The 18527-nt window shown below is 67.3% G+C and carries 25 protein-coding genes; all 25 read left to right on the forward strand.

Annotation, left to right across the window (positions count from 1 at the left end; genetic code table 11):
• The first annotated feature begins 118 nt into the window (after positions 1-118).
• The 25 genes from ACTEI_RS02935 (at position 119) to rplR (ending at position 18521) form a co-directional block, all read left to right on the forward strand.
• Positions 119-4009, forward strand: a complete 3891-nt coding sequence (locus ACTEI_RS02935) for a DNA-directed RNA polymerase subunit beta' (protein WP_122976221.1) — start codon at positions 119-121, stop codon at positions 4007-4009.
• Between the two features lie 106 nt (positions 4010-4115).
• A complete protein-coding gene (locus ACTEI_RS02940) occupies positions 4116-4463 on the forward strand; it encodes a hypothetical protein (protein WP_122976222.1) in 348 nt (115 codons plus the stop codon).
• A gap of 79 nt (positions 4464-4542) precedes the next feature.
• A complete protein-coding gene (locus ACTEI_RS02945) occupies positions 4543-5037 on the forward strand; it encodes a hypothetical protein (protein ID WP_239082277.1) in 495 nt (164 codons plus the stop codon).
• Positions 5038-5450: 413 nt separating this feature from the next.
• On the forward strand, positions 5451-5825 hold the full coding sequence (gene rpsL, locus ACTEI_RS02950; RefSeq protein ID WP_014440718.1) for a 30S ribosomal protein S12: 375 nt from the start codon (positions 5451-5453) through the stop codon (positions 5823-5825).
• A 1-nt stretch (position 5826) separates the two neighbouring features.
• A complete protein-coding gene (rpsG, locus tag ACTEI_RS02955; protein ID WP_122976223.1) occupies positions 5827-6297 on the forward strand; it encodes a 30S ribosomal protein S7 in 471 nt (156 codons plus the stop codon).
• A gap of 84 nt (positions 6298-6381) precedes the next feature.
• Complete coding sequence (gene fusA, locus ACTEI_RS02960; RefSeq protein WP_122981887.1) at positions 6382-8478, forward strand: elongation factor G; 2097 nt, start codon at positions 6382-6384, stop codon at positions 8476-8478.
• Between the two features lie 118 nt (positions 8479-8596).
• On the forward strand, positions 8597-9790 hold the full coding sequence (gene tuf, locus ACTEI_RS02965; RefSeq protein ID WP_122976224.1) for an elongation factor Tu: 1194 nt from the start codon (positions 8597-8599) through the stop codon (positions 9788-9790).
• Between the two features lie 371 nt (positions 9791-10161).
• Positions 10162-10470 carry a 30S ribosomal protein S10 gene (gene rpsJ, locus ACTEI_RS02970; protein WP_007073037.1) on the forward strand — a complete coding sequence of 103 codons (309 nt, stop codon included), beginning with the start codon at positions 10162-10164 and terminating at the stop codon, positions 10468-10470.
• A gap of 12 nt (positions 10471-10482) precedes the next feature.
• Complete coding sequence (gene rplC, locus ACTEI_RS02975; RefSeq protein WP_122976225.1) at positions 10483-11133, forward strand: 50S ribosomal protein L3; 651 nt, start codon at positions 10483-10485, stop codon at positions 11131-11133.
• Positions 11130-11777, forward strand: coding sequence for a 50S ribosomal protein L4 (gene rplD, locus ACTEI_RS02980; RefSeq protein ID WP_122976226.1), 648 nt, complete (start codon positions 11130-11132; stop codon positions 11775-11777). The genes rplC and rplD overlap by 4 nt, the downstream gene beginning before the upstream one ends.
• Entirely contained in the window at positions 11774-12076 is a 303-nt protein-coding gene (gene rplW / locus ACTEI_RS02985; protein ID WP_122976227.1) for a 50S ribosomal protein L23, read from the forward strand. Before rplD ends, rplW begins: the two co-directional genes overlap by 4 nt.
• Before the next feature lie 14 nt (positions 12077-12090).
• Complete coding sequence (gene rplB, locus ACTEI_RS02990) at positions 12091-12930, forward strand: 50S ribosomal protein L2 (RefSeq protein ID WP_122976228.1); 840 nt, start codon at positions 12091-12093, stop codon at positions 12928-12930.
• Between the two features lie 12 nt (positions 12931-12942).
• On the forward strand, positions 12943-13224 hold the full coding sequence (gene rpsS / locus ACTEI_RS02995; RefSeq protein ID WP_122976229.1) for a 30S ribosomal protein S19: 282 nt from the start codon (positions 12943-12945) through the stop codon (positions 13222-13224).
• Between the two features lie 37 nt (positions 13225-13261).
• Positions 13262-13720: a 50S ribosomal protein L22 gene (gene rplV, locus ACTEI_RS03000; protein ID WP_122976230.1), complete on the forward strand. Its 459-nt coding sequence runs from the start codon at positions 13262-13264 to the stop codon at positions 13718-13720.
• Positions 13720-14577, forward strand: coding sequence for a 30S ribosomal protein S3 (rpsC, locus tag ACTEI_RS03005; RefSeq protein WP_122976231.1), 858 nt, complete (start codon positions 13720-13722; stop codon positions 14575-14577). The genes rplV and rpsC overlap by 1 nt, the downstream gene beginning before the upstream one ends.
• A gap of 3 nt (positions 14578-14580) precedes the next feature.
• Positions 14581-15006 carry a 50S ribosomal protein L16 gene (gene rplP, locus ACTEI_RS03010; protein WP_014440729.1) on the forward strand — a complete coding sequence of 142 codons (426 nt, stop codon included), beginning with the start codon at positions 14581-14583 and terminating at the stop codon, positions 15004-15006.
• Positions 15006-15239 carry a 50S ribosomal protein L29 gene (rpmC, locus tag ACTEI_RS03015; protein ID WP_122976232.1) on the forward strand — a complete coding sequence of 78 codons (234 nt, stop codon included), beginning with the start codon at positions 15006-15008 and terminating at the stop codon, positions 15237-15239. The genes rplP and rpmC overlap by 1 nt, the downstream gene beginning before the upstream one ends.
• Entirely contained in the window at positions 15236-15511 is a 276-nt protein-coding gene (rpsQ, locus tag ACTEI_RS03020; RefSeq protein ID WP_122976233.1) for a 30S ribosomal protein S17, read from the forward strand. Before rpmC ends, rpsQ begins: the two co-directional genes overlap by 4 nt.
• Positions 15512-15603: 92 nt before the next feature.
• Complete coding sequence (gene rplN, locus ACTEI_RS03025) at positions 15604-15972, forward strand: 50S ribosomal protein L14 (RefSeq protein WP_007073026.1); 369 nt, start codon at positions 15604-15606, stop codon at positions 15970-15972.
• Positions 15969-16289, forward strand: a complete 321-nt coding sequence (rplX, locus tag ACTEI_RS03030) for a 50S ribosomal protein L24 (protein WP_122976234.1) — start codon at positions 15969-15971, stop codon at positions 16287-16289. The genes rplN and rplX overlap by 4 nt, the downstream gene beginning before the upstream one ends.
• The gene (gene rplE, locus ACTEI_RS03035) at positions 16289-16858 is read left to right on the forward strand and encodes a 50S ribosomal protein L5 (RefSeq protein WP_122976235.1); all 570 of its coding nucleotides are present in this window, start codon (positions 16289-16291) and stop codon (positions 16856-16858) included. Before rplX ends, rplE begins: the two co-directional genes overlap by 1 nt.
• Positions 16859-16860: 2 nt before the next feature.
• On the forward strand, positions 16861-17046 hold the full coding sequence (locus ACTEI_RS03040; protein WP_122976236.1) for a type Z 30S ribosomal protein S14: 186 nt from the start codon (positions 16861-16863) through the stop codon (positions 17044-17046).
• 121 nt (positions 17047-17167) lie between these two features.
• Entirely contained in the window at positions 17168-17575 is a 408-nt protein-coding gene (gene rpsH / locus ACTEI_RS03045) for a 30S ribosomal protein S8 (RefSeq protein WP_122976237.1), read from the forward strand.
• Between the two features lie 14 nt (positions 17576-17589).
• A complete protein-coding gene (gene rplF / locus ACTEI_RS03050; protein WP_122976238.1) occupies positions 17590-18129 on the forward strand; it encodes a 50S ribosomal protein L6 in 540 nt (179 codons plus the stop codon).
• Entirely contained in the window at positions 18126-18521 is a 396-nt protein-coding gene (rplR, locus tag ACTEI_RS03055) for a 50S ribosomal protein L18 (RefSeq protein ID WP_122976239.1), read from the forward strand. The genes rplF and rplR overlap by 4 nt, the downstream gene beginning before the upstream one ends.
• Positions 18522-18527: the final 6 nt, after the last annotated feature.

Below are 18527 nucleotides of genomic sequence, written 5' to 3' on the forward strand. Positions count from 1 at the left end.
CCCGGGGTCATCAGCGGTTTTGTCGGTATTTCGGCGAAGCCGCTGGGACAGCACAGCCGGGGCCGCCGCCCGCCGGCCTTGAATTCACCCGAGCAACGAAACACGAGGGATAGTCCAAGTGCTCGACGTCAACTTCTTCGACGAGTTGCGTATCGGCCTGGCGACCGCTGACGACATCCGGCAGTGGTCGCACGGCGAGGTCAAGAAGCCCGAGACGATCAACTACCGCACCCTCAAGCCGGAGAAGGACGGACTCTTCTGCGAGAAGATCTTCGGTCCGCAGCGGGACTGGGAGTGCTACTGCGGTAAGTACAAGCGCGTCCGGTTCAAGGGCATCATCTGTGAGCGCTGCGGCGTCGAGGTGACTCGCTCCAAGGTCCGGCGTGAGCGCATGGGCCACATCGAGCTGGCCGCCTCCGTGACGCACATCTGGTACTTCAAGGGTGTGCCGAGCCGGCTGGGCTACCTGCTCGACCTGGCGCCGAAGGACCTCGAGAAGATCATCTACTTCGCCTCGTACGTGGTCACCAGCGTGGACGCCGAGGCGCGTCACCGCGACATGTCCACCATCGAGAACGAGATCTTCGCCGAGAAGCGGCAGTCGGAGAACGGCCGCGACTCGGAGATCGAGAAGCGCGCCGCCAAGCTCGAGCAGGACCTTGCCGAGCTGGAGGCCGAGGGCGCCAAGGCGGACGTGCGCCGCAAGGTCAAGGAAGCCGGCGAGCGCGAGATGCGCCAGATCCGGGACAAGGCGCAGCGCGAGATCGACCGTCTCGACGAGGTGCTCGACACCTTCCGCAAGCTCGACGCCAAGCAGCTGGTCACCGACGAGCTGCTCTACCGCGAGCTGCGCGACCGCTTCGGTGAGTACTTCACCGGTGGCATGGGCGCCGAGGCGATCAAGGCGCTGCTCGAGAACATGGACCTGGACGCCGAGGCGGAGAACCTCCGGGAGATCATCCGTACCGGCAAGGGCCAGCGGAAGATCCGGGCGCTCAAGCGGCTCAAGGTCGTCGCGGCGTTCCTGAACACCCGCAACTCGCCGCTCGGCATGGTGCTCGACTGCGTCCCGGTGATCCCGCCGGACCTGCGGCCGATGGTGCAGCTCGACGGTGGCCGGTTCGCGACCAGCGACCTGAACGACCTGTACCGCCGGGTCATCAACCGGAACAACCGGCTCAAGCGCCTGATCGACCTGGGCGCGCCGGAGATCATCGTCAACAACGAGAAGCGGATGCTGCAGGAGGCCGTCGACGCGCTGTTCGACAACGGCCGCCGCGGCCGGCCGGTCACCGGCCCGGGTAACCGCCCGCTGAAGTCGCTGTCCGACATGCTCAAGGGCAAGCAGGGCCGGTTCCGGCAGAACCTGCTCGGCAAGCGCGTCGACTACTCCGGCCGTTCGGTCATCGTCGTCGGCCCGCGGCTGAAGCTGCACCAGTGCGGTCTGCCCAAGCAGATGGCGCTGGAGCTGTTCAAGCCGTTCGTGATGAAGCGCCTGGTCGACCTGAACCACGCGCAGAACATCAAGTCCGCCAAGCGGATGGTCGAGCGGCAGCGGCCGGTCGTGTGGGACGTGCTGGAGGAGGTCATCAGCGAGCACCCGGTGCTGCTGAACCGTGCTCCGACCCTGCACCGGCTGGGCATCCAGGCCTTCGAGCCGCAGCTGGTCGAGGGCAAGGCGATCCAGATCCACCCGCTCGTCTGCACCGCGTTCAACGCGGACTTCGACGGTGACCAGATGGCGGTGCACGTGCCGCTGTCGGCCGAGGCGCAGGCCGAGGCCCGGATCCTGATGCTGTCGTCGAACAACATCCTCAAGCCGGCCGACGGCAAGCCGGTCACCATGCCGACCCAGGACATGGTCATCGGTCTGTACCACCTGACCCACCTGAGCCCTGGGGCGAAGGGTGAGGGCCGGGTGTTCAGCTCGGACGCCGAGGCGCGGATGGCGTACGACAACGGCGAGCTGCACCTGCAGGCACCGGTGAAGATCCGGCTGCGCGACGTGGTCGGCGTGGACAACGGCGGCAAGCAGGCGCCGTGGGTCGCTCCGGAGGAGTGGGTCGAGGGCGAGCCGCTGCTCGTCGAGACCACGCTCGGCCGGGTGATCTTCAACGAGACGCTGCCCCCGGGCTACCGCTTCGTGAACTACGAGATCCGCAAGGGTCAGCTGTCGGCGATCGTCAACGACCTCGCCGAGCGCTTCCCCAAGGTCGCCCTGGCCGCGACCCTGGACGCGCTCAAGGAGGCCGGCTTCCACTGGGCCACCTGGTCCGGTGTGACGATCGGCATGGGCGACGTCATCGGCCCCCCGCGCAAGCCGGAGATCCTGCAGCGCTACCAGGTCGAGGCCGACCGCATCGACAAGCAGTACCAGCGTGGTCTGATGACCGCCGAGGAGCGTCGCGGCGAGCTCATCGAGATCTGGACCAAGGCGACCAACGAGATCTCCAAGGAGATGGAGACCGCGCTGCCGCAGGAGAACCCGCTCTGGGTGATGATCAACTCCGGCGCCCGCGGTAACCTGCTCCAGCTCCGGCAGATCGCCGCGATCCGTGGCCTGGTGGCCAACCCGAAGGGTGAGATCATCCCGCGGCCGATCACCTCGTCGTACCGCGAGGGCCTGACCGTGCTGGAGTACTTCATCTCCACCCACGGCGCCCGTAAGGGTCTGGCCGACACCGCGCTGCGTACCGCCGACTCGGGTTACCTGACCCGGCGTCTGGTGGACGTCTCGCAGGACGTCATCATCCGCGAGGAGGACTGCGGCACCGACCGTGCCATCCCGATGGCGGTCGGCGAGCGCGAGCCGGACGGCACCCTGGTCGTGCACACCCACGCCGAGACCGGCGTGCACGCCCGGACGCTGGCGGACGACATCCACGACGAGGCCGGCAACCTGGTCGTCGCCCGGGGCACCGACCTCAACTCGATCCTGGTCGACAAGCTGGTCGCGGCGGGCGTGGAGAACGTCCGGGTGCGCAGCGTGCTGACCTGTGAGTCGAAGCTGGGCGTCTGCGCGGCCTGCTACGGCCGTTCGCTGCCGACCGGCAAGTCGGTCGACATCGGTGAGGCGGTCGGCATCATCGCCGCCCAGTCCATCGGTGAGCCGGGTACCCAGCTGACGATGCGTACCTTCCACACCGGTGGTGTCGCGGGTGAGGACATCACCCAGGGTCTGCCGCGTGTGCAGGAGATCTTCGAGGCCCGGGTGCCGAAGGGCAAGGCGCCGATCGCCGACACCCCCGGCCGCATCCGGATCGAGGACGGCGAGCGGTCGCGGAAGATCATCGTGATCCCGGACGACGGCAGCGACGAGATCGTGTACGACAAGATCTCGAAGCGGGTCAAGCTGCGGGCGCACGACGGCGACCACGTGCAGGTCGGCGAGAAGCTCACCGAGGGCACCATCGACCCGCACGAGCTGCTGCGCATCATGGGCCCGCGCGCGGTCCAGGTCCACCTGACCAGCGAGGTCCAGGAGGTCTACCGCTCGCAGGGTGTGCTGATCCACGACAAGCACATCGAGATCATCATTCGCCAGATGCTCAAGCGGGTGACGGTCATCGACTCCGGCGCGACCGAGTTCCTGCCGGGCGTGCTGGTCGACCGGGCGCTCTTCGAGTCGGAGAACCGCCGTCTCGTGGGCGAGGGTGGCGAGCCCGCCGCCGGTCGTCCGGTGCTGATGGGTATCACCAAGGCCTCGCTGGCGACCGACTCCTGGCTCTCGGCGGCCTCCTTCCAGGAGACCACCCGGGTGCTGACCGACGCGGCGATCAACTCGCGCAGCGACTCGCTGGTCGGCCTCAAGGAGAACGTCATCATCGGTAAGCTCATCCCGGCCGGTACCGGTATCTCCAAGTACCGCAACATCCGGGTCGAGCCGACCGAGGAGGCCAAGGCCAAGGTGTACTCGATGACCGGGTACCCGGAGACCGACTACGGCTTCGGGCCGGCCAGTGGCCAGGCGGTCCCGCTGGACGACTTCGACTTCGGGTCGTACCGCTGAGGCCGTACCGGAAAAGGTCCCTGACCGGACCTGACCGGAGGAGCTGATCCCGTCGGGGCGGCCGCGCATCGCGCGGTCGCCCCGACGGCGTTCCTAAGATGGACGGGTGAGTGTTCACGCCGTGCCTGCCCGCCACCCGCTGGACCCGGAGCCGGCCCCGTCGACGAAGGCGCGCGCGGTCTTCGTGCTCGGCCTGGCCGGGCTGCTGACCGGCCCGCTGATCGGCGGGGTGATTCCGGCCACGGTCGCGCTGCTGCTGGCCCGGCAGACCGTCCGGGAGGCGTACGCCGCCGGTGGCTACCTGACCGGCGGCCGGTGGATCCGGCGCGGCCGCCGACTGGCCTGGACGGGGCTCGTGCTGGCGCTGACCGCGCTGGTGGTGGCCACGATCGCCGGTCTGCTGCATCTGGCTGCCGCACCCGGCGGGCCGGACTTCGCGCCGGGCACCGACTGAACCGGGCGGGCTGCCGCACGCCGCCGCGGGGGACCGGCCGGGCTGCGCCACGGCTCGTCCGGGTGACATGCTTCTGAACATGACGCAGCCTCCGGGCCCCGCCGCCTACCCGCCGCCCCCGCCGGCCGGCCCCGCGCCGTCCGGTCAGCCGCCGTACTGGACGCCGGTGACCACGTCGGCCAGCGGCTGGGAGGTGGAACGGCTGGACGCGGTGAGCGGCACCGATTTCGGGCTGGTCCAGGTCCGGGTCGTGCCGATCACGTCCGGACTGGCGATCGGGGCGCTGATCGCCGGCGTCGGTTCGATCCTCGTCTCGATCCTGGTGATCTGTTTCGGCTTCGGTGGCGCGGGTACCTGGGTGGCCGGCGCATTCACACTGCTCAGCGTGCTGGCCGGTGGAGGCGGGGTGGTGGCCGCGGTGATCGCGAAGCGGCAGATCCGGCGCACCGGCGGGCCGGACCGGGTCCGGTTCACCGGGAGTGGGCTGGCCACCGCCGGCATCGCGTGCGGCGGCAGCGGCGCGGGGATATCGTTGCTGGCGTTGTTCCTGGGATTTGTGGTACAGGCCTCGTGAGAGCGGCACGAGCGTGGATCCGGCACCGCGGCGTTGCCGTGCCGGGGCACCCGGTACACTGGTATACGGAGTTGTCCATCATGGGAGCCTGAGTTCATTTTGACCTGGGTGCTTGGGGTGGGTACTCTTTCCCCTCGTGCCCGGGCTCGCCCGGGCAACTCGTGCGTGCACCCGAATCGGAACGTACGACGGGTAATGCGGCACGACGGGCAGGGTCCGGTGAGGACCCATGTCCCGACAAAGACAAGACCCGGAACGCGTGGATGAACCACGCGTGATGGGACCGTGAGCCGGACGACACGCCCGACCGCGGGTGCGGGACGCTCCCCCTCCAGGGATCGCCGCGCACACAGAGGCAGAAACATACGGTGCGGCCGTAAACAGGAAGCGGCCGAAGGGAGCGGAGAAACCCGGTGCCCACGATCCAGCAGCTGGTCCGCAAGGGCCGCCAGGCGAAGACGAGCAAGACGAAGACGCCGGCCCTGAAGGGAAGCCCTCAGCGGCGCGGCGTGTGCACGCGCGTGTACACCACCACCCCCAAGAAGCCGAACTCTGCGCTGCGCAAGGTCGCTCGTGTGAAGCTGAGCAGCCAGATCGAGGTCACGGCGTACATCCCGGGCGTCGGTCACAACCTGCAGGAGCACTCGATCGTGCTCGTGCGTGGCGGTCGTGTGAAGGACCTTCCGGGCGTCCGCTACAAGATCGTTCGTGGTTCGCTGGACACCCAGGGTGTCCGCAACCGCAAGCAGGCCCGCAGCCGTTACGGCGCGAAGAAGGAGAAGAGCTGACATGCCGCGTAAGGGCCCCGCGCAGCGTCACCCGGTGGTCGCTGACCCGGTGTACAACTCGCCGCTGGTCACCCAGCTGGTGAACAAGATCCTGATCGGCGGCAAGCGTCAGCTCGCCGAGCGCATCGTGTACGGCGCCCTCGAGGGCTGCCGCGAGAAGAGCGGCACCGACCCGGTGGTCATCCTCAAGCGCGCGATGGACAACGTCAAGCCGACCCTCGAGGTCCGCAGCCGCCGCGTCGGTGGCGCGACCTACCAGGTGCCGGTCGAGGTGCGGACCCCGCGTCAGACCACGCTCGGTCTGCGCTGGCTGGTGCAGTACTCCAAGGCCCGTCGCGAGAAGACCATGATCGAGCGGCTGCAGAACGAGCTGCTCGACGCCAGCAACGGCCTCGGCGCCGCGGTCAAGCGTCGCGAGGACACCCACAAGATGGCGGAGTCCAACAAGGCCTTCGCGCACTACCGCTGGTAAGACCCTGCTGCGGGCCCGGCATCCGCCGGGCCACGGCAGTCGTACCGGTCCACGAGACGACGACGAAGAAAAGTAGGGATGGAAGTGGCCGCCGCAGACGCGCTCGCCAAGGTTCGCAACATCGGCATCATGGCGCACATCGACGCTGGTAAGACCACGACGACTGAGCGGATCCTGTTCTACACCGGCATCACGTACAAGATCGGTGAGGTCCACGAGGGCGCTGCCGTCATGGACTGGATGGAGCAGGAGCAGGAACGCGGTATCACCATCACCTCCGCCGCCACCAAGTGCGAGTGGAAGGGTCACACGATCCAGATCATCGACACGCCCGGCCACGTCGACTTCACGGTCGAGGTCGAGCGGTCGCTGCGTGTGCTCGACGGTGCGGTCGCGGTGTACGACGGTGTGGCCGGCGTGGAGCCCCAGACCGAGAATGTCTGGCGCCAGGCGGACAAGTACAACGTCCCCCGGATGTGCTTCGTCAACAAGCTCGACCGGACCGGCGCGGACTTCTTCCGCTGCGTGCAGATGATGATCGACCGGCTGAACGCCACCCCGCTGGTCCTGCAGATCCCGATCGGGCTCGAGGCCGACCACATCGGTGTCGTCGACCTGATCGGCATGCGCGCCCTCACCTGGCGTGGTGAGACCCAGAAGGGCGAGGACTACGCGATCGAGGAGATCCCGGCCGACCTGGTCGACTCCGCGAACGAGTGGCGCGAGAAGCTGCTCGAGACCCTCGCGGACGTCGACGACGCCGTGATGGAGAAGTACCTCGAGGGCGAGGAGGTCTCCGAGGAGGAGATCAAGGCCGCCATCCGGCGCGCCACCATCGCCAGCAAGGCCAACCCGGTGCTGTGCGGCTCGGCGTTCAAGAACAAGGGTGTGCAGCCGATGCTGGACGCCGTGGTCGAGTACCTGCCGTCGCCGCTGGACATCCCGGCGATCGAGGGCACCGCGACCGACGGCGAGACGCCGCTGCTGCGCAAGCCGTCGAACGACGAGCCCTTCTCGGCGCTGGCCTTCAAGATCCAGACCGACAAGCACCTCGGCAAGCTCACCTACGTCCGGGTGTACTCCGGCACGCTCGAGTCCGGTTCCCAGGTGGTCAACTCCACCAAGGACCGCAAGGAGCGGATCGGCAAGATCTACCAGATGCACGCCAACAAGCGTGAGGAGCGCACCACCGCGCAGGCCGGCGACATCATCGCCGTCCAGGGTCTGAAGCAGACCACCACCGGTGACACGCTCTGCGACCCGGCGAACCCGGTCATCCTGGAGTCGATGACCTTCCCGGAGCCGGTCATCCAGGTCGCCATCGAGCCCAAGACCAAGTCGGACCAGGAGAAGCTGGGCACCGCGATCCAGCGCCTGGCCGAGGAGGACCCGACCTTCCGCGTCTTCAACGACGAGGAGACCGGGCAGACCATCATCGCCGGCATGGGCGAGCTGCACCTCGACATCCTCGTCGACCGTATGCGTCGCGAGTTCAACGTCGAGGCGAACATCGGCAAGCCGCAGGTGGCGTACCGCGAGACCATCCGCCGCGCGGTGGAGAAGGTCGACTACGTTCACAAGAAGCAGACCGGTGGTTCGGGTCAGTACGCGAAGGTGATCGTCTCCGTCGAGCCGCTGCCGCTGCAGGCGGACGGCCCGACCTACGAGTTCGTCAACGCGGTGACCGGTGGTCGCATCCCCCGTGAGTTCATCCCCTCGGTGGACGCGGGTGCCCAGGACTCCCTGCAGTACGGTGTGCTCGCCGGCTACCCGCTGGTCGGTGTCAAGCTGACCCTGGTCGACGGCCAGTACCACGAGGTCGACTCGTCCGAGATGGCGTTCAAGATCGCCGGCTCCATGGCCATGAAGGAAGCGGCTCGCAAGGCCGATCCCGCGCTGCTGGAGCCGATGATGGCCGTTGAGGTCACCACCCCCGAGGACAACATGGGTGACGTCATCGGCGACCTCAACTCCCGTCGTGGCATGATCCAGTCGATGGAGGAGCGTCACGGCGCCCGCGTCGTCAAGGCTCTGGTGCCGCTCTCGGAGATGTTCGGCTACGTCGGCGACCTGCGGTCGAAGACTGCGGGCCGGGCTAGCTACAGCATGCAGTTCGACTCCTACGCCGAGGTTCCCGCGAACGTGGCGAAGGAGATCATCGCTAAGGCCACCGGCGCCTGACGCGTTGAGGCACGTGCGGTCCGTCGCGGACCGCACGTGCACGAGCAGTCGACAGAGTCCTGAGCGCCTTATCGGCGTGCCGGGCGAAAAGTAATGATCAGTCCACAGGAGGACACCAGTGGCGAAGGCGAAGTTCGAGCGGACTAAGCCGCACGTCAACATCGGCACCATTGGTCACATCGACCACGGTAAGACGACGCTGACTGCGGCCATCACCAAGGTTCTGCACGACGAGTTCCCGGAGCTGAACCCGTACACCCCGTTCGACGAGATCGACAAGGCGCCGGAGGAGAAGGCCCGCGGCATCACGATCTCGATCGCGCACGTCGAGTACCAGACCGCGGCGCGCCACTACGCGCACGTGGACTGCCCCGGCCACGCGGACTACATCAAGAACATGATCACCGGTGCGGCTCAGATGGACGGCGCGATCCTGGTCGTGGCCGCCACCGACGGCCCGATGCCGCAGACCAAGGAGCACGTCCTCCTGGCCCGCCAGGTCGGCGTTCCGTACATCGTCGTCGCCCTGAACAAGAGCGACATGGTCGAGGACGAGGAGCTCCTGGAGCTCGTCGAGCTCGAGGTCCGCGAGCTGCTGAGCACCTACGAGTTCCCGGGCGACGACCTGCCGGTCGTGCGCGTGTCGGCGCTCAAGGCGCTCGAGGGTGACCCGGAGTGGACCGGCAAGCTCATGGAGCTGATGAACGCGGTCGACACCGCGATCCCGCAGCCCGAGCGTGAGACCGAGAAGCCGTTCCTCATGCCGATCGAGGACGTGTTCACGATCACCGGTCGTGGCACCGTCGTCACCGGCCGGGCCGAGCGCGGCATCCTCAAGCCGAACGAGGAGGTCGAGATCGTCGGTATCCGCGAGAAGTCGACCAAGACCGTCTGCACCGGCATCGAGATGTTCCGCAAGCTGCTCGACGAGGCCCGCGCGGGTGAGAACGTCGGTCTGCTGCTGCGTGGTATCAAGCGCGAGGACGTCGAGCGCGGCATGGTCGTCGTCAAGCCGGGCACCACGACTCCGCACACGGAGTTCGAGGGCCAGGTCTACATCCTCTCCAAGGAGGAGGGTGGCCGGCACACCCCGTTCTTCCAGAACTACCGGCCGCAGTTCTACTTCCGCACCACGGACGTCACCGGCGTCGTCACGCTGCCCGAGGGCACCGAGATGGTCATGCCGGGCGACTCCACCTCCATGTCCGTGAAGCTGATCCAGCCGATCGCCATGGAGCAGGGCCTGAAGTTCGCGATCCGTGAGGGTGGCCGCACCGTCGGCGCCGGAACGGTCACGAAGATCATCAAGTGATTGAGGGTTGTCCATGACGCGGGTCGTGGGCAACCCCCATTGGTGACCCCGATTAGCAATGCTGGAGAGAATCCGGCATACTAGTCAGGTTGCGTCCGCGCGGGGTGGGTAGCTGGCTCGTACAGGTACCCACCCTCGCCGGGTGTCCGGGTGTGTTTGTCTGCCGCTCGGCACCCTCAGATCCCCGCGATCGCATCCGCCCCGGCTCCATCGGGGGCGGAGGCCGGAAGCTGAATGCACCGCATTCTGCGAAGAGGCGCGACACGCCCGACCGCGGGGGTCGGACAACGCAGGATCAACGGTCCTGCGGGCATGCGGAGGCCACCCGCTTTCGCACGTAGCGGCATCGAGAGAAGGAAACAGAAGCCACCATGGCGGGACAGAAGATCCGCATCCGGCTCAAGGCCTATGACCACGAGGTCGTCGACTCCTCGGCGCGGAAGATCGTCGAGACGGTGACGCGTACCGGGGCGCAGGTCGCGGGCCCGGTGCCGCTGCCCACGGAGATCAACCGTTTCTGCGTGATCCGTTCGCCGCACAAGTACAAGGACTCGCGCGAGCACTTCGAGATGCGCACGCACAAGCGTCTGATCGACATCATCGACCCGACTCCGAAGACGGTCGACTCGCTCATGCGCCTCGACCTGCCGGCTGGCGTCGACATCGAGATCAAGCTGTAGGGATCCGGACAAATGGACAGGCAAGTGAAGGGGATCCTGGGCGCCAAGCTCGGCATGACCCAGGTCTGGGACAACAACAAGGTCGTCCCGGTAACCGTGGTGCAGGCCGGCCCGTGCGTCGTGACCCAGGTCCGCACTGACGAGAAGGACGGCTACTCCGCGGTCCAGCTGGCGTTCGGCGCGATTGACCCCCGCAAGGTCAGCAAGCCGAAGAGCGGCCACTACTCCAAGGCCGGTGTCTCGCCGCGCCGGCACCTCGTGGAGCTGCGCACCACCGACGCCGGTGAGTACGAGCTCGGCCAGGAGGTCACCGTCGAGGCGTTCGCGGCGGGCACGCCGGTCGACGTCACCGGCAAGACCAAGGGCAAGGGCTACGCCGGTGTCATGAAGCGGCACGGCTTCCACGGTCTGCGCGCGAGCCACGGTGTCGAGCGCAAGCACCGCTCGCCGGGCTCGATCGGCGCCTGCGCCACCCCGGCCCGTGTCTTCAAGGGCACCCGGATGGCCGGTCGCATGGGCAGCCGGCGGTTCACCGTGCAGAACCTGGTCATCCAGGCGGTGGACACCGAGCGCAACCTGATCCTGGTCAAGGGCGCGGTGCCCGGCCCCAAGGGCGCGCTGATCCTGGTCCGTACCGCAGCCAAGAAGGGCGGTGCCAAGTGAGCTCGGTTGACGTGATCAACGCTGAGGGCGCCAAGGCGGGCTCGGTCGAGCTGCCGGCGAACGTCTTCGACGTGCAGGCGAACATCCCGCTGATGCACCAGGTCGTGGTGGCGCAGCTGGCCGCGGCCCGGCAGGGTACCGCCAAGGCGAAGAGCCGGGGCGAGGTCGCCGGCGGCGGCAAGAAGCCGTACAAGCAGAAGGGCACCGGTCGCGCCCGCCAGGGCTCGATCCGCGCGCCGCAGTTCACCGGTGGTGGCGTCGTGCACGGCCCGGTGCCGCGTGACTACACCCAGCGGACCCCGAAGAAGATGAAGGCCGCCGCGCTGCGTGGCGCCCTCTCCGACCGGGCCCGCGACGGCCGCGTGTTCGTGGTCGAGTCCTTCGTCTCCGGCGAGAAGCCGTCGACCAAGGCCGCCGTCGCCACGCTGCGGAAGGTCGCGCAGACCACCAAGGTTCTCGTCGTGCTGGACAGCCAGGACGAGCTGAACTGGGTGTCGCTGCGCAACGAGCCCACCGTGCACCTCATCGAGGCCGGCCAGCTGAACACCTACGACGTGCTGGTTGCCGACGAGGTCGTCTTCACCAGGGTCGCGCTCGACGAGTTCCTGGGCGGGTCCGAGAAGTCCGAGGAGGGCGACAAGTGAGCACGATCGCCGACCCGCGCGACATCATCGTCGCCCCGGTGGTCTCCGAGAAGAGCTACAGCGTTCTCGACCAGAACTGGTACACGTTCCTCGTCCACCCGGACGCGAACAAGACCCAGATCAAGATCGCGATCCAGCAGATCTTCAACGTCCGCGTGCTGACGGTGAACACCGCGAACCGTGAGGGCAAGCGCAAGCGCACCCGGACCGGCTTCGGTCAGCGCAAGGCCACCAAGCGCGCGATGGTGAAGCTGGCTGACGGTGACCGTATCGAGGCCTTCGGCGGCCCGGTCAGCTAAGGGGTTTACGAATCATGGCTATCCGTAAGTACAAGCCGACCACGCCGGGCCGCCGCGGCTCGAGCGTCGCCGACTTCGCCGAGATCACCCGGTCCACCCCGGAGAAGTCTCTGCTGGTCCCGCTGCCCAAGAAGGGTGGTCGCAACGTCCACGGCCGCATCACCACGCGGCACCAGGGCGGTGGCCACAAGCGGCAGTACCGGCTGATCGACTTCAAGCGGAACGACAAGGACGGCGTGCCGGCCAAGGTCGCGCACATCGAGTACGACCCGAACCGCACCGCCCGCATCGCGCTGCTGCACTACGCCGACGGCGAGAAGCGCTACATCGTGGCGCCGAAGGACCTGAAGCAGGGCGACCGCGTCGAGTCCGGCGTGGGCGCGGACATCAAGCCGGGGAACAACCTGCCCCTGCGCAACATCCCGGTCGGTACGACGGTCCACAACGTGGAGCTTCGTCCCGGCGGTGGCGCCAAGCTGGCCCGCTCGGCCGGCGTCGGCATCCAGCTGCTCGGCCGTGAGGGCGTGTACGCCACGCTGCGTATGCCCTCCGGCGAGATCCGTCGCGTCGACGTGCGCTGCCGCGCCACCGTCGGCGAGATCGGCAACGCCGAACAGTCGAACATCAACTGGGGCAAGGCTGGTCGTATGCGGTGGAAGGGCAAGCGCCCGACCGTCCGTGGTGTCGCCATGAACCCTGTCGACCACCCGCATGGTGGTGGTGAGGGTAAGACCTCCGGTGGTCGCCACCCGGTGAACCCGGCGGGTAAGCCCGAGGGCCGTACCCGTCGCAAGGGCCAGCCGAGCGACAAGCTGATCGTTCGCCGCCGCTACGCCACCCGCAAGCGCGGGTAACGGGAGTAGAAGATGCCTCGCAGCCTGAAGAAGGGCCCGTTCGTCGACGACCACCTGATCAAGAAGGTGGAAGTCCAGAACGAGAAGAACTCGAAGAACGTCATCAAGACCTGGTCGCGGCGCTCGACGATCATCCCCGAGATGCTCGGTCACACCATCGCGGTCCACGACGGGCGCAAGCACGTCCCGGTGTTCGTCACCGAGGCGATGGTCGGGCACAAGCTCGGCGAGTTCGCTCTGACCCGTACGTTCAAGGGTCACGAGAAGGACGACCGCAAGAGCCGTCGTCGCTAAGCAGATACACGGATTAGAGGATCAAGGAGCTACAGCGATGCCAGCAAAGGGCGACGCTCCGGTGCTTCCGGGCGCGCGGGCGGTTGCGCGGCACGTGCGCATCTCGCCGAACAAGGCGCGCCGGGTGGTCAACCTCGTCCGCGGTCTGCCCGCGAAGGAGGCGCTGACCGTCCTGCAGTTCGCGCCGCAGGCCGCCAGCGAGCAGGTCTACAAGGTGCTTGCCAGCGCCGTTGCGAACGCGGAGAACAACGAGCGGCTCGACCCCGACGCCCTCCTCGTGAGCGAGGCGTTCGTCGACGAGGGTCCCACGCTCAAGCGGTTCCGTCCGCGGGCGCAGGGCCGGGCGTACCGGATCCGCAAGCGCACGTGTCACATCACCATCGCGGTCGAGGCGGTCCAGACGGCCCGCCCGGCGAAGAAGGCCGCGGCGAAGAAGGCCACCAAGGCCGCTGAGCCGGCTGCCGCCGAGTCCCAGAGCACGGAGGGTGCCGAGTAATGGGTCAGAAGGTTCACCCCACCGGGTTCCGCCTCGGCATCTCCACCGACTGGAAGAGCCGCTGGTTCGCGGACAAGCTCTACAAGGACTACATCGGCGAGGATGTCAAGATCCGCCGGATGATGTCCAAGGGCCTGGAGCGCGCCGGCATCTCCAAGGTGGACATCGAGCGGACCCGCGACCGGGTTCGGGTCGACATCCACACCGCCCGGCCGGGCATCGTCATCGGCCGTAAGGGCGCGGAGGCCGACCGGATCCGCGGCGAGCTGGAGAAGCTCACCGGCAAGCAGGTCCAGCTCAACATCCTCGAGGTGAAGAGCCCGGAGTCGGACGCTCAGCTGGTGGCGCAGGGCGTCGCCGAGCAGCTGTCCTCCCGGGTCAGCTTCCGTCGGGCGATGCGCAAGGCCATGCAGTCGGCGATGAAGAACCCGATCTGCAAGGGCATCCGGGTGCAGGTCTCCGGCCGTCTCGGCGGCGCGGAGATGAGCCGCACCGAGTTCTACCGTGAGGGTCGCGTTCCGCTGCACACGCTGCGGGCCAACATCGAGTACGGCTTCTTCGAGGCCCGTACCACGTTCGGCCGGATCGGCGTGAAGGTCTGGATCTACAAGGGCGACGCCGTTCCGGGTCGCGAGGTCGTCACCGAGGCGCCCGCGCGTCCGCGCCGGGACCGGTCCGACCGTCCCGAGCGTCCGCGTCGTGGTCGGTCCGGCTCGTCCGGCACCACCGCGGGCGGTACCGAGGCCGGCCGGGCTGCCGCCCAGGCGCGGGGTGGCGACACCCCCGCCGGCGAGAACCTCAACGACGCCGCGGTCGCCGCGGCTCCGGCTCCGGCCGAGACGCAGCAGGAGGGCTGACACATGCTGATGCCGCGTAAGCCCCCGAAGGGCTTCCGCAAGCCGCACCACCCGGACCGCAGTGGCGCGTCCAAGGGCGGCAACCGGGTCGTCTTCGGTGAGTTCGGTATCCAGGCTCTGGAGCCCGCGTACGTGACGAACCGGCAGATCGAGTCGGCGCGTATCGCGATGACCCGTCACATCAAGCGTGGCGGTAAGGTCTGGATCTCGATCTTCCCGGACCAGGCGCTGACCAAGAAGCCGGCGGAGACCCGGATGGGTTCCGGTAAGGGTTCTCCCGAGTGGTGGGTGGCGAACGTCAAGCCGGGCCGCATTCTCTTCGAGATGTCCTTCCCGAACGAGACGGTCGCGCGTGAGGCGATGCGCCGCGCGATCCACAAGCTCCCGATGAAGTGCCGCATCGTGACGCGCGAAGTGGGTGAAAGCTGATGGCAGCGGGCGTTAAGGCAGCCGAGCTGCGCGAACTCTCCGACGAGGAGCTGATCGCGAAGCTGCGGGAGGCCAAGGCGGAGCTGTTCAACCTTCGCGTGCAGCGCGCGACCGGCCAGCTCGACAATCACCGTCGACTGCAGGTCGTCCGCAAGGACATCGCGAAGATCTACACGATCATGCGTGAGCGCGAGCTGGGGCTCTCGGTCGCGCCGGATGAGGTGACGGCATGAGTGACAACACCACCACCGCTCCGCGTGCCCAGCGCAAGGTGCGTGAGGGGCTCGTGGTCAGCGACAAGATGGACAAGACCGTCGTCGTCGAGGTCGAGGACCGGGTCAAGCACGCGCTGTACGGCAAGGTCATCCGCCGTACCCGCAAGCTGAAGGTGCACGACGAGCAGAACTCGGCCGGCATCGGCGACCGGGTTTCGATCATGGAGACTCGTCCGCTCTCCGCCACCAAGCGGTGGCGGCTCGTGGAGATCCTCGAAAAGGCCAAGTGAGTACGCTGGGCCGGCTGCGGCCGGCCCAGCGGACCATCGTTCCGCCAAGCTTCGGTAGGTCACCGGAGAACTGGCAGACATAGGAGACAGACGTGATCCAGCAGGAGTCGCGACTGCGCGTCGCCGACAACACGGGTGCCCGGGAGATCCTGTGCATCCGCGTACTCGGTGGCTCCGGTCGCCGTTACGCGAGCATCGGCGACGTCATCGTGGCCACGGTCAAGGACGCCATTCCGGGTGCCGGTGTGAAGAAGGGTGACGTCGTCAAGGCGGTCGTCGTCCGCACCGCCAAGGAGAAGCGTCGTCCGGACGGCTCGTACATCCGGTTCGACGAGAACGCCGCCGTCATCATCAAGGACGGTGGGGACCCCCGCGGTACCCGCATCTTCGGCCCGGTCGGCCGTGAGCTGCGCGACAAGCGGTTCATGAAGATCATCAGCCTGGCGCCGGAGGTGCTCTGACCGTGAAGATCAAGAAGGGCGACACGGTCGTCGTCATCGCCGGCAAGGACAAGGGTGCCAAGGGCAAGGTCATCGCGGCCTTCCCGCGGCAGGACAAGGTCCTGGTCGAGGGCGTCAACCGCGTCAAGAAGCACGAACGTATCCGTACCACCCAGCGTGGTTCGAAGACCGGTGGCATCGTCACCCAGGAAGCCCCGATCCACATCTCGAACGTGCAGGTGCTGGACGACCAGGGCAAGCCGACTCGGATCGGTTACCGGATCGACGAGAACGGCAACAAGGTCCGTATCGCGCGTACGACCGGTAAGGAACTCTGATGACTGCCGCCACTGAGAGCAAGACGCTGCCCCGTCTCAAGGGCAAGTACCGCACCGAGGTGGTGCCGGCGCTGCAGGAGCAGTTCAAGTACGGCAACCCCATGCGGATCCCCGGCCTGGTCAAGGTCGTCGTGAACATGGGTGTCGGCGAGGCTGCCCGGGACGCCAAGCTCATCGACGGCGCGGTCCGCGACCTGACCACCATCACCGGTCAGAAGCCGCTGGTCCGCCGGGCGACCAAGTCGATCGCGCAGTTCAAGCTCCGTGAGGGCATGCCGATCGGCGCCAAGGTCACCCTCCGTGGCGACCGGATGTGGGAGTTCCTGGACCGTCTGCTGTCCATCTCGCTGCCGCGTATCCGTGACTTCCGCGGTCTCGACGGCCGCAAGCTGGATGGCCACGGCAACTACACCTTCGGCCTGACCGAGCAGTCGGTGTTCCACGAGATCGATCAGGACAAGATCGATCGGCCGCGGGGCATGGACATCACGGTGGTCACCACCGCCACGACCGACGACGAGGGCCGGGCGCTGCTGAAGCTCCTGGGCTTCCCGTTCAAGGAGAACTGAGCATGGCGAAGAAGGCGCTGATCCTGAAGGCTGCCGCGAAGCCGAAGTTCGCTGTGCGCGCCTACACCCGCTGCCAGAGGTGCGGACGTCCGCACTCGGTCTACCGCAAGTTCGGCCTCTGCCGGGTTTGCGTGCGGGACATGGCTCACCGCGGTGAGCTTCCCGGCGTGTCCAAGGCCTCCTGGTAACCCCATCCAACCGCCCCATCCGCCACCCTAGAGCGGAACAAAGGGCAGGATCTGAAATACCGCTTCGCCGTAGGCCTGGGGACCACCCGGGAACCCCGGCGAGAAAGGTTGACGAATACCCATGACGATGACGGACCCGATCGCAGACATGCTGACGCGTCTGCGTAACGCCAACCAGGCGTACCACGACAAGGTGACCATGCCGTACTCGAAGATCAAGGCGAACATCGCCGAGGTCCTCAAGTCCGAGGGTTACATCGCGTCGTGGTCGGCTGAGGAGCCCGAGGAGGGCGCGGTCGGCAAGCGTCTGGTCGTTGAGCTCAAGTACGGCCAGAACCGTGAGCGCAGCCTCGCCGGCATCAAGCGCGTCTCGAAGCCCGGCCTGCGGGTTTACGCCAAGTCCGACGAGCTGCCCCGCGTTCTCGGTGGCCTCGGTGTCGCGATCATTTCGACGTCCCAGGGACTGCTGACCGACAAGCAGGCCCGCAAGCGGAGCGTTGGCGGGGAAGTCCTCGCCTTCGTCTGGTAACTGGAGACTTTGACATGTCGCGAATCGGACGTAAGTCGATCCCGGTCCCGGCCGGCGTCGACGTCACCATCACGGGGCAGACCGTCAAGGTCAAGGGCCCCAAGGGCGAGCTCTCGCACATCGTGGCCGAGCCGATCACGGTGGCGCAGGAGGGCGGCGAGCTGGTCGTCAACCGCCCCAACGACGAGCGCAAGGCCAAGGAACTGCACGGCCTGTCTCGTACCCTGATCGCCAACATGATCGTCGGCGTGACCGAGGGCTACAAGAAGGTCCTCGAGATCAACGGGACCGGTTACCGTGTCACCGCCAAGGGCAAGGACCTGGAGTTCGCTCTCGGTTTCTCGCACCCGGTGAACATCGTGCCGCCGGCGGGCATCACCTTCTCGGTGGAGAAGCCCACCCAGTTCACCGTGTCGGGTATCGACAAGCAGCTGGTCGGCGAGGTCGCCGCCAACATCCGGAAGATCCGCCCGCCGGAGCCCTACAAGGGCAAGGGTGTCAAGTACCAGGGTGAGGTCATCCGCCGCAAGGCTGGAAAGGCAGGTAAGAAGTGACCGCCACGCTGCTCAAGCGCCGCAATGGCGGCGGTGTCGCCGCCCGGCGTGCCGTTGGCAAGGCGCGTCGGCACTTCCGGGTCCGCAAGAACGTGCGCGGCACGGCCGAGCGTCCGCGCCTGGTCGTCACCCGGTCCACGCGGCACATCACCGCGCAGATCATCGACGACCTCAAGGGCCACACCCTGGCTTCCGCCTCGACCCTCGACACCTCGATCCGGGGCACCGAGGGCGACAAGAGCGCGCAGGCCGGCAAGGTCGGTACGCTCCTCGCCGAGCGGGCCAAGGCCGCGGGTATTTCCAAGGTCGTCTTCGACCGCGGTGGCAACAAGTACGCGGGGCGGATCGCCGCTCTCGCCGATGCCGCTCGCGAAGCCGGACTCGAGTTCTAGGAGGAA

This window comes from Actinoplanes teichomyceticus ATCC 31121 (assembly GCF_003711105.1).
GTDB classification, from domain to species: domain Bacteria; phylum Actinomycetota; class Actinomycetes; order Mycobacteriales; family Micromonosporaceae; genus Actinoplanes; species Actinoplanes teichomyceticus.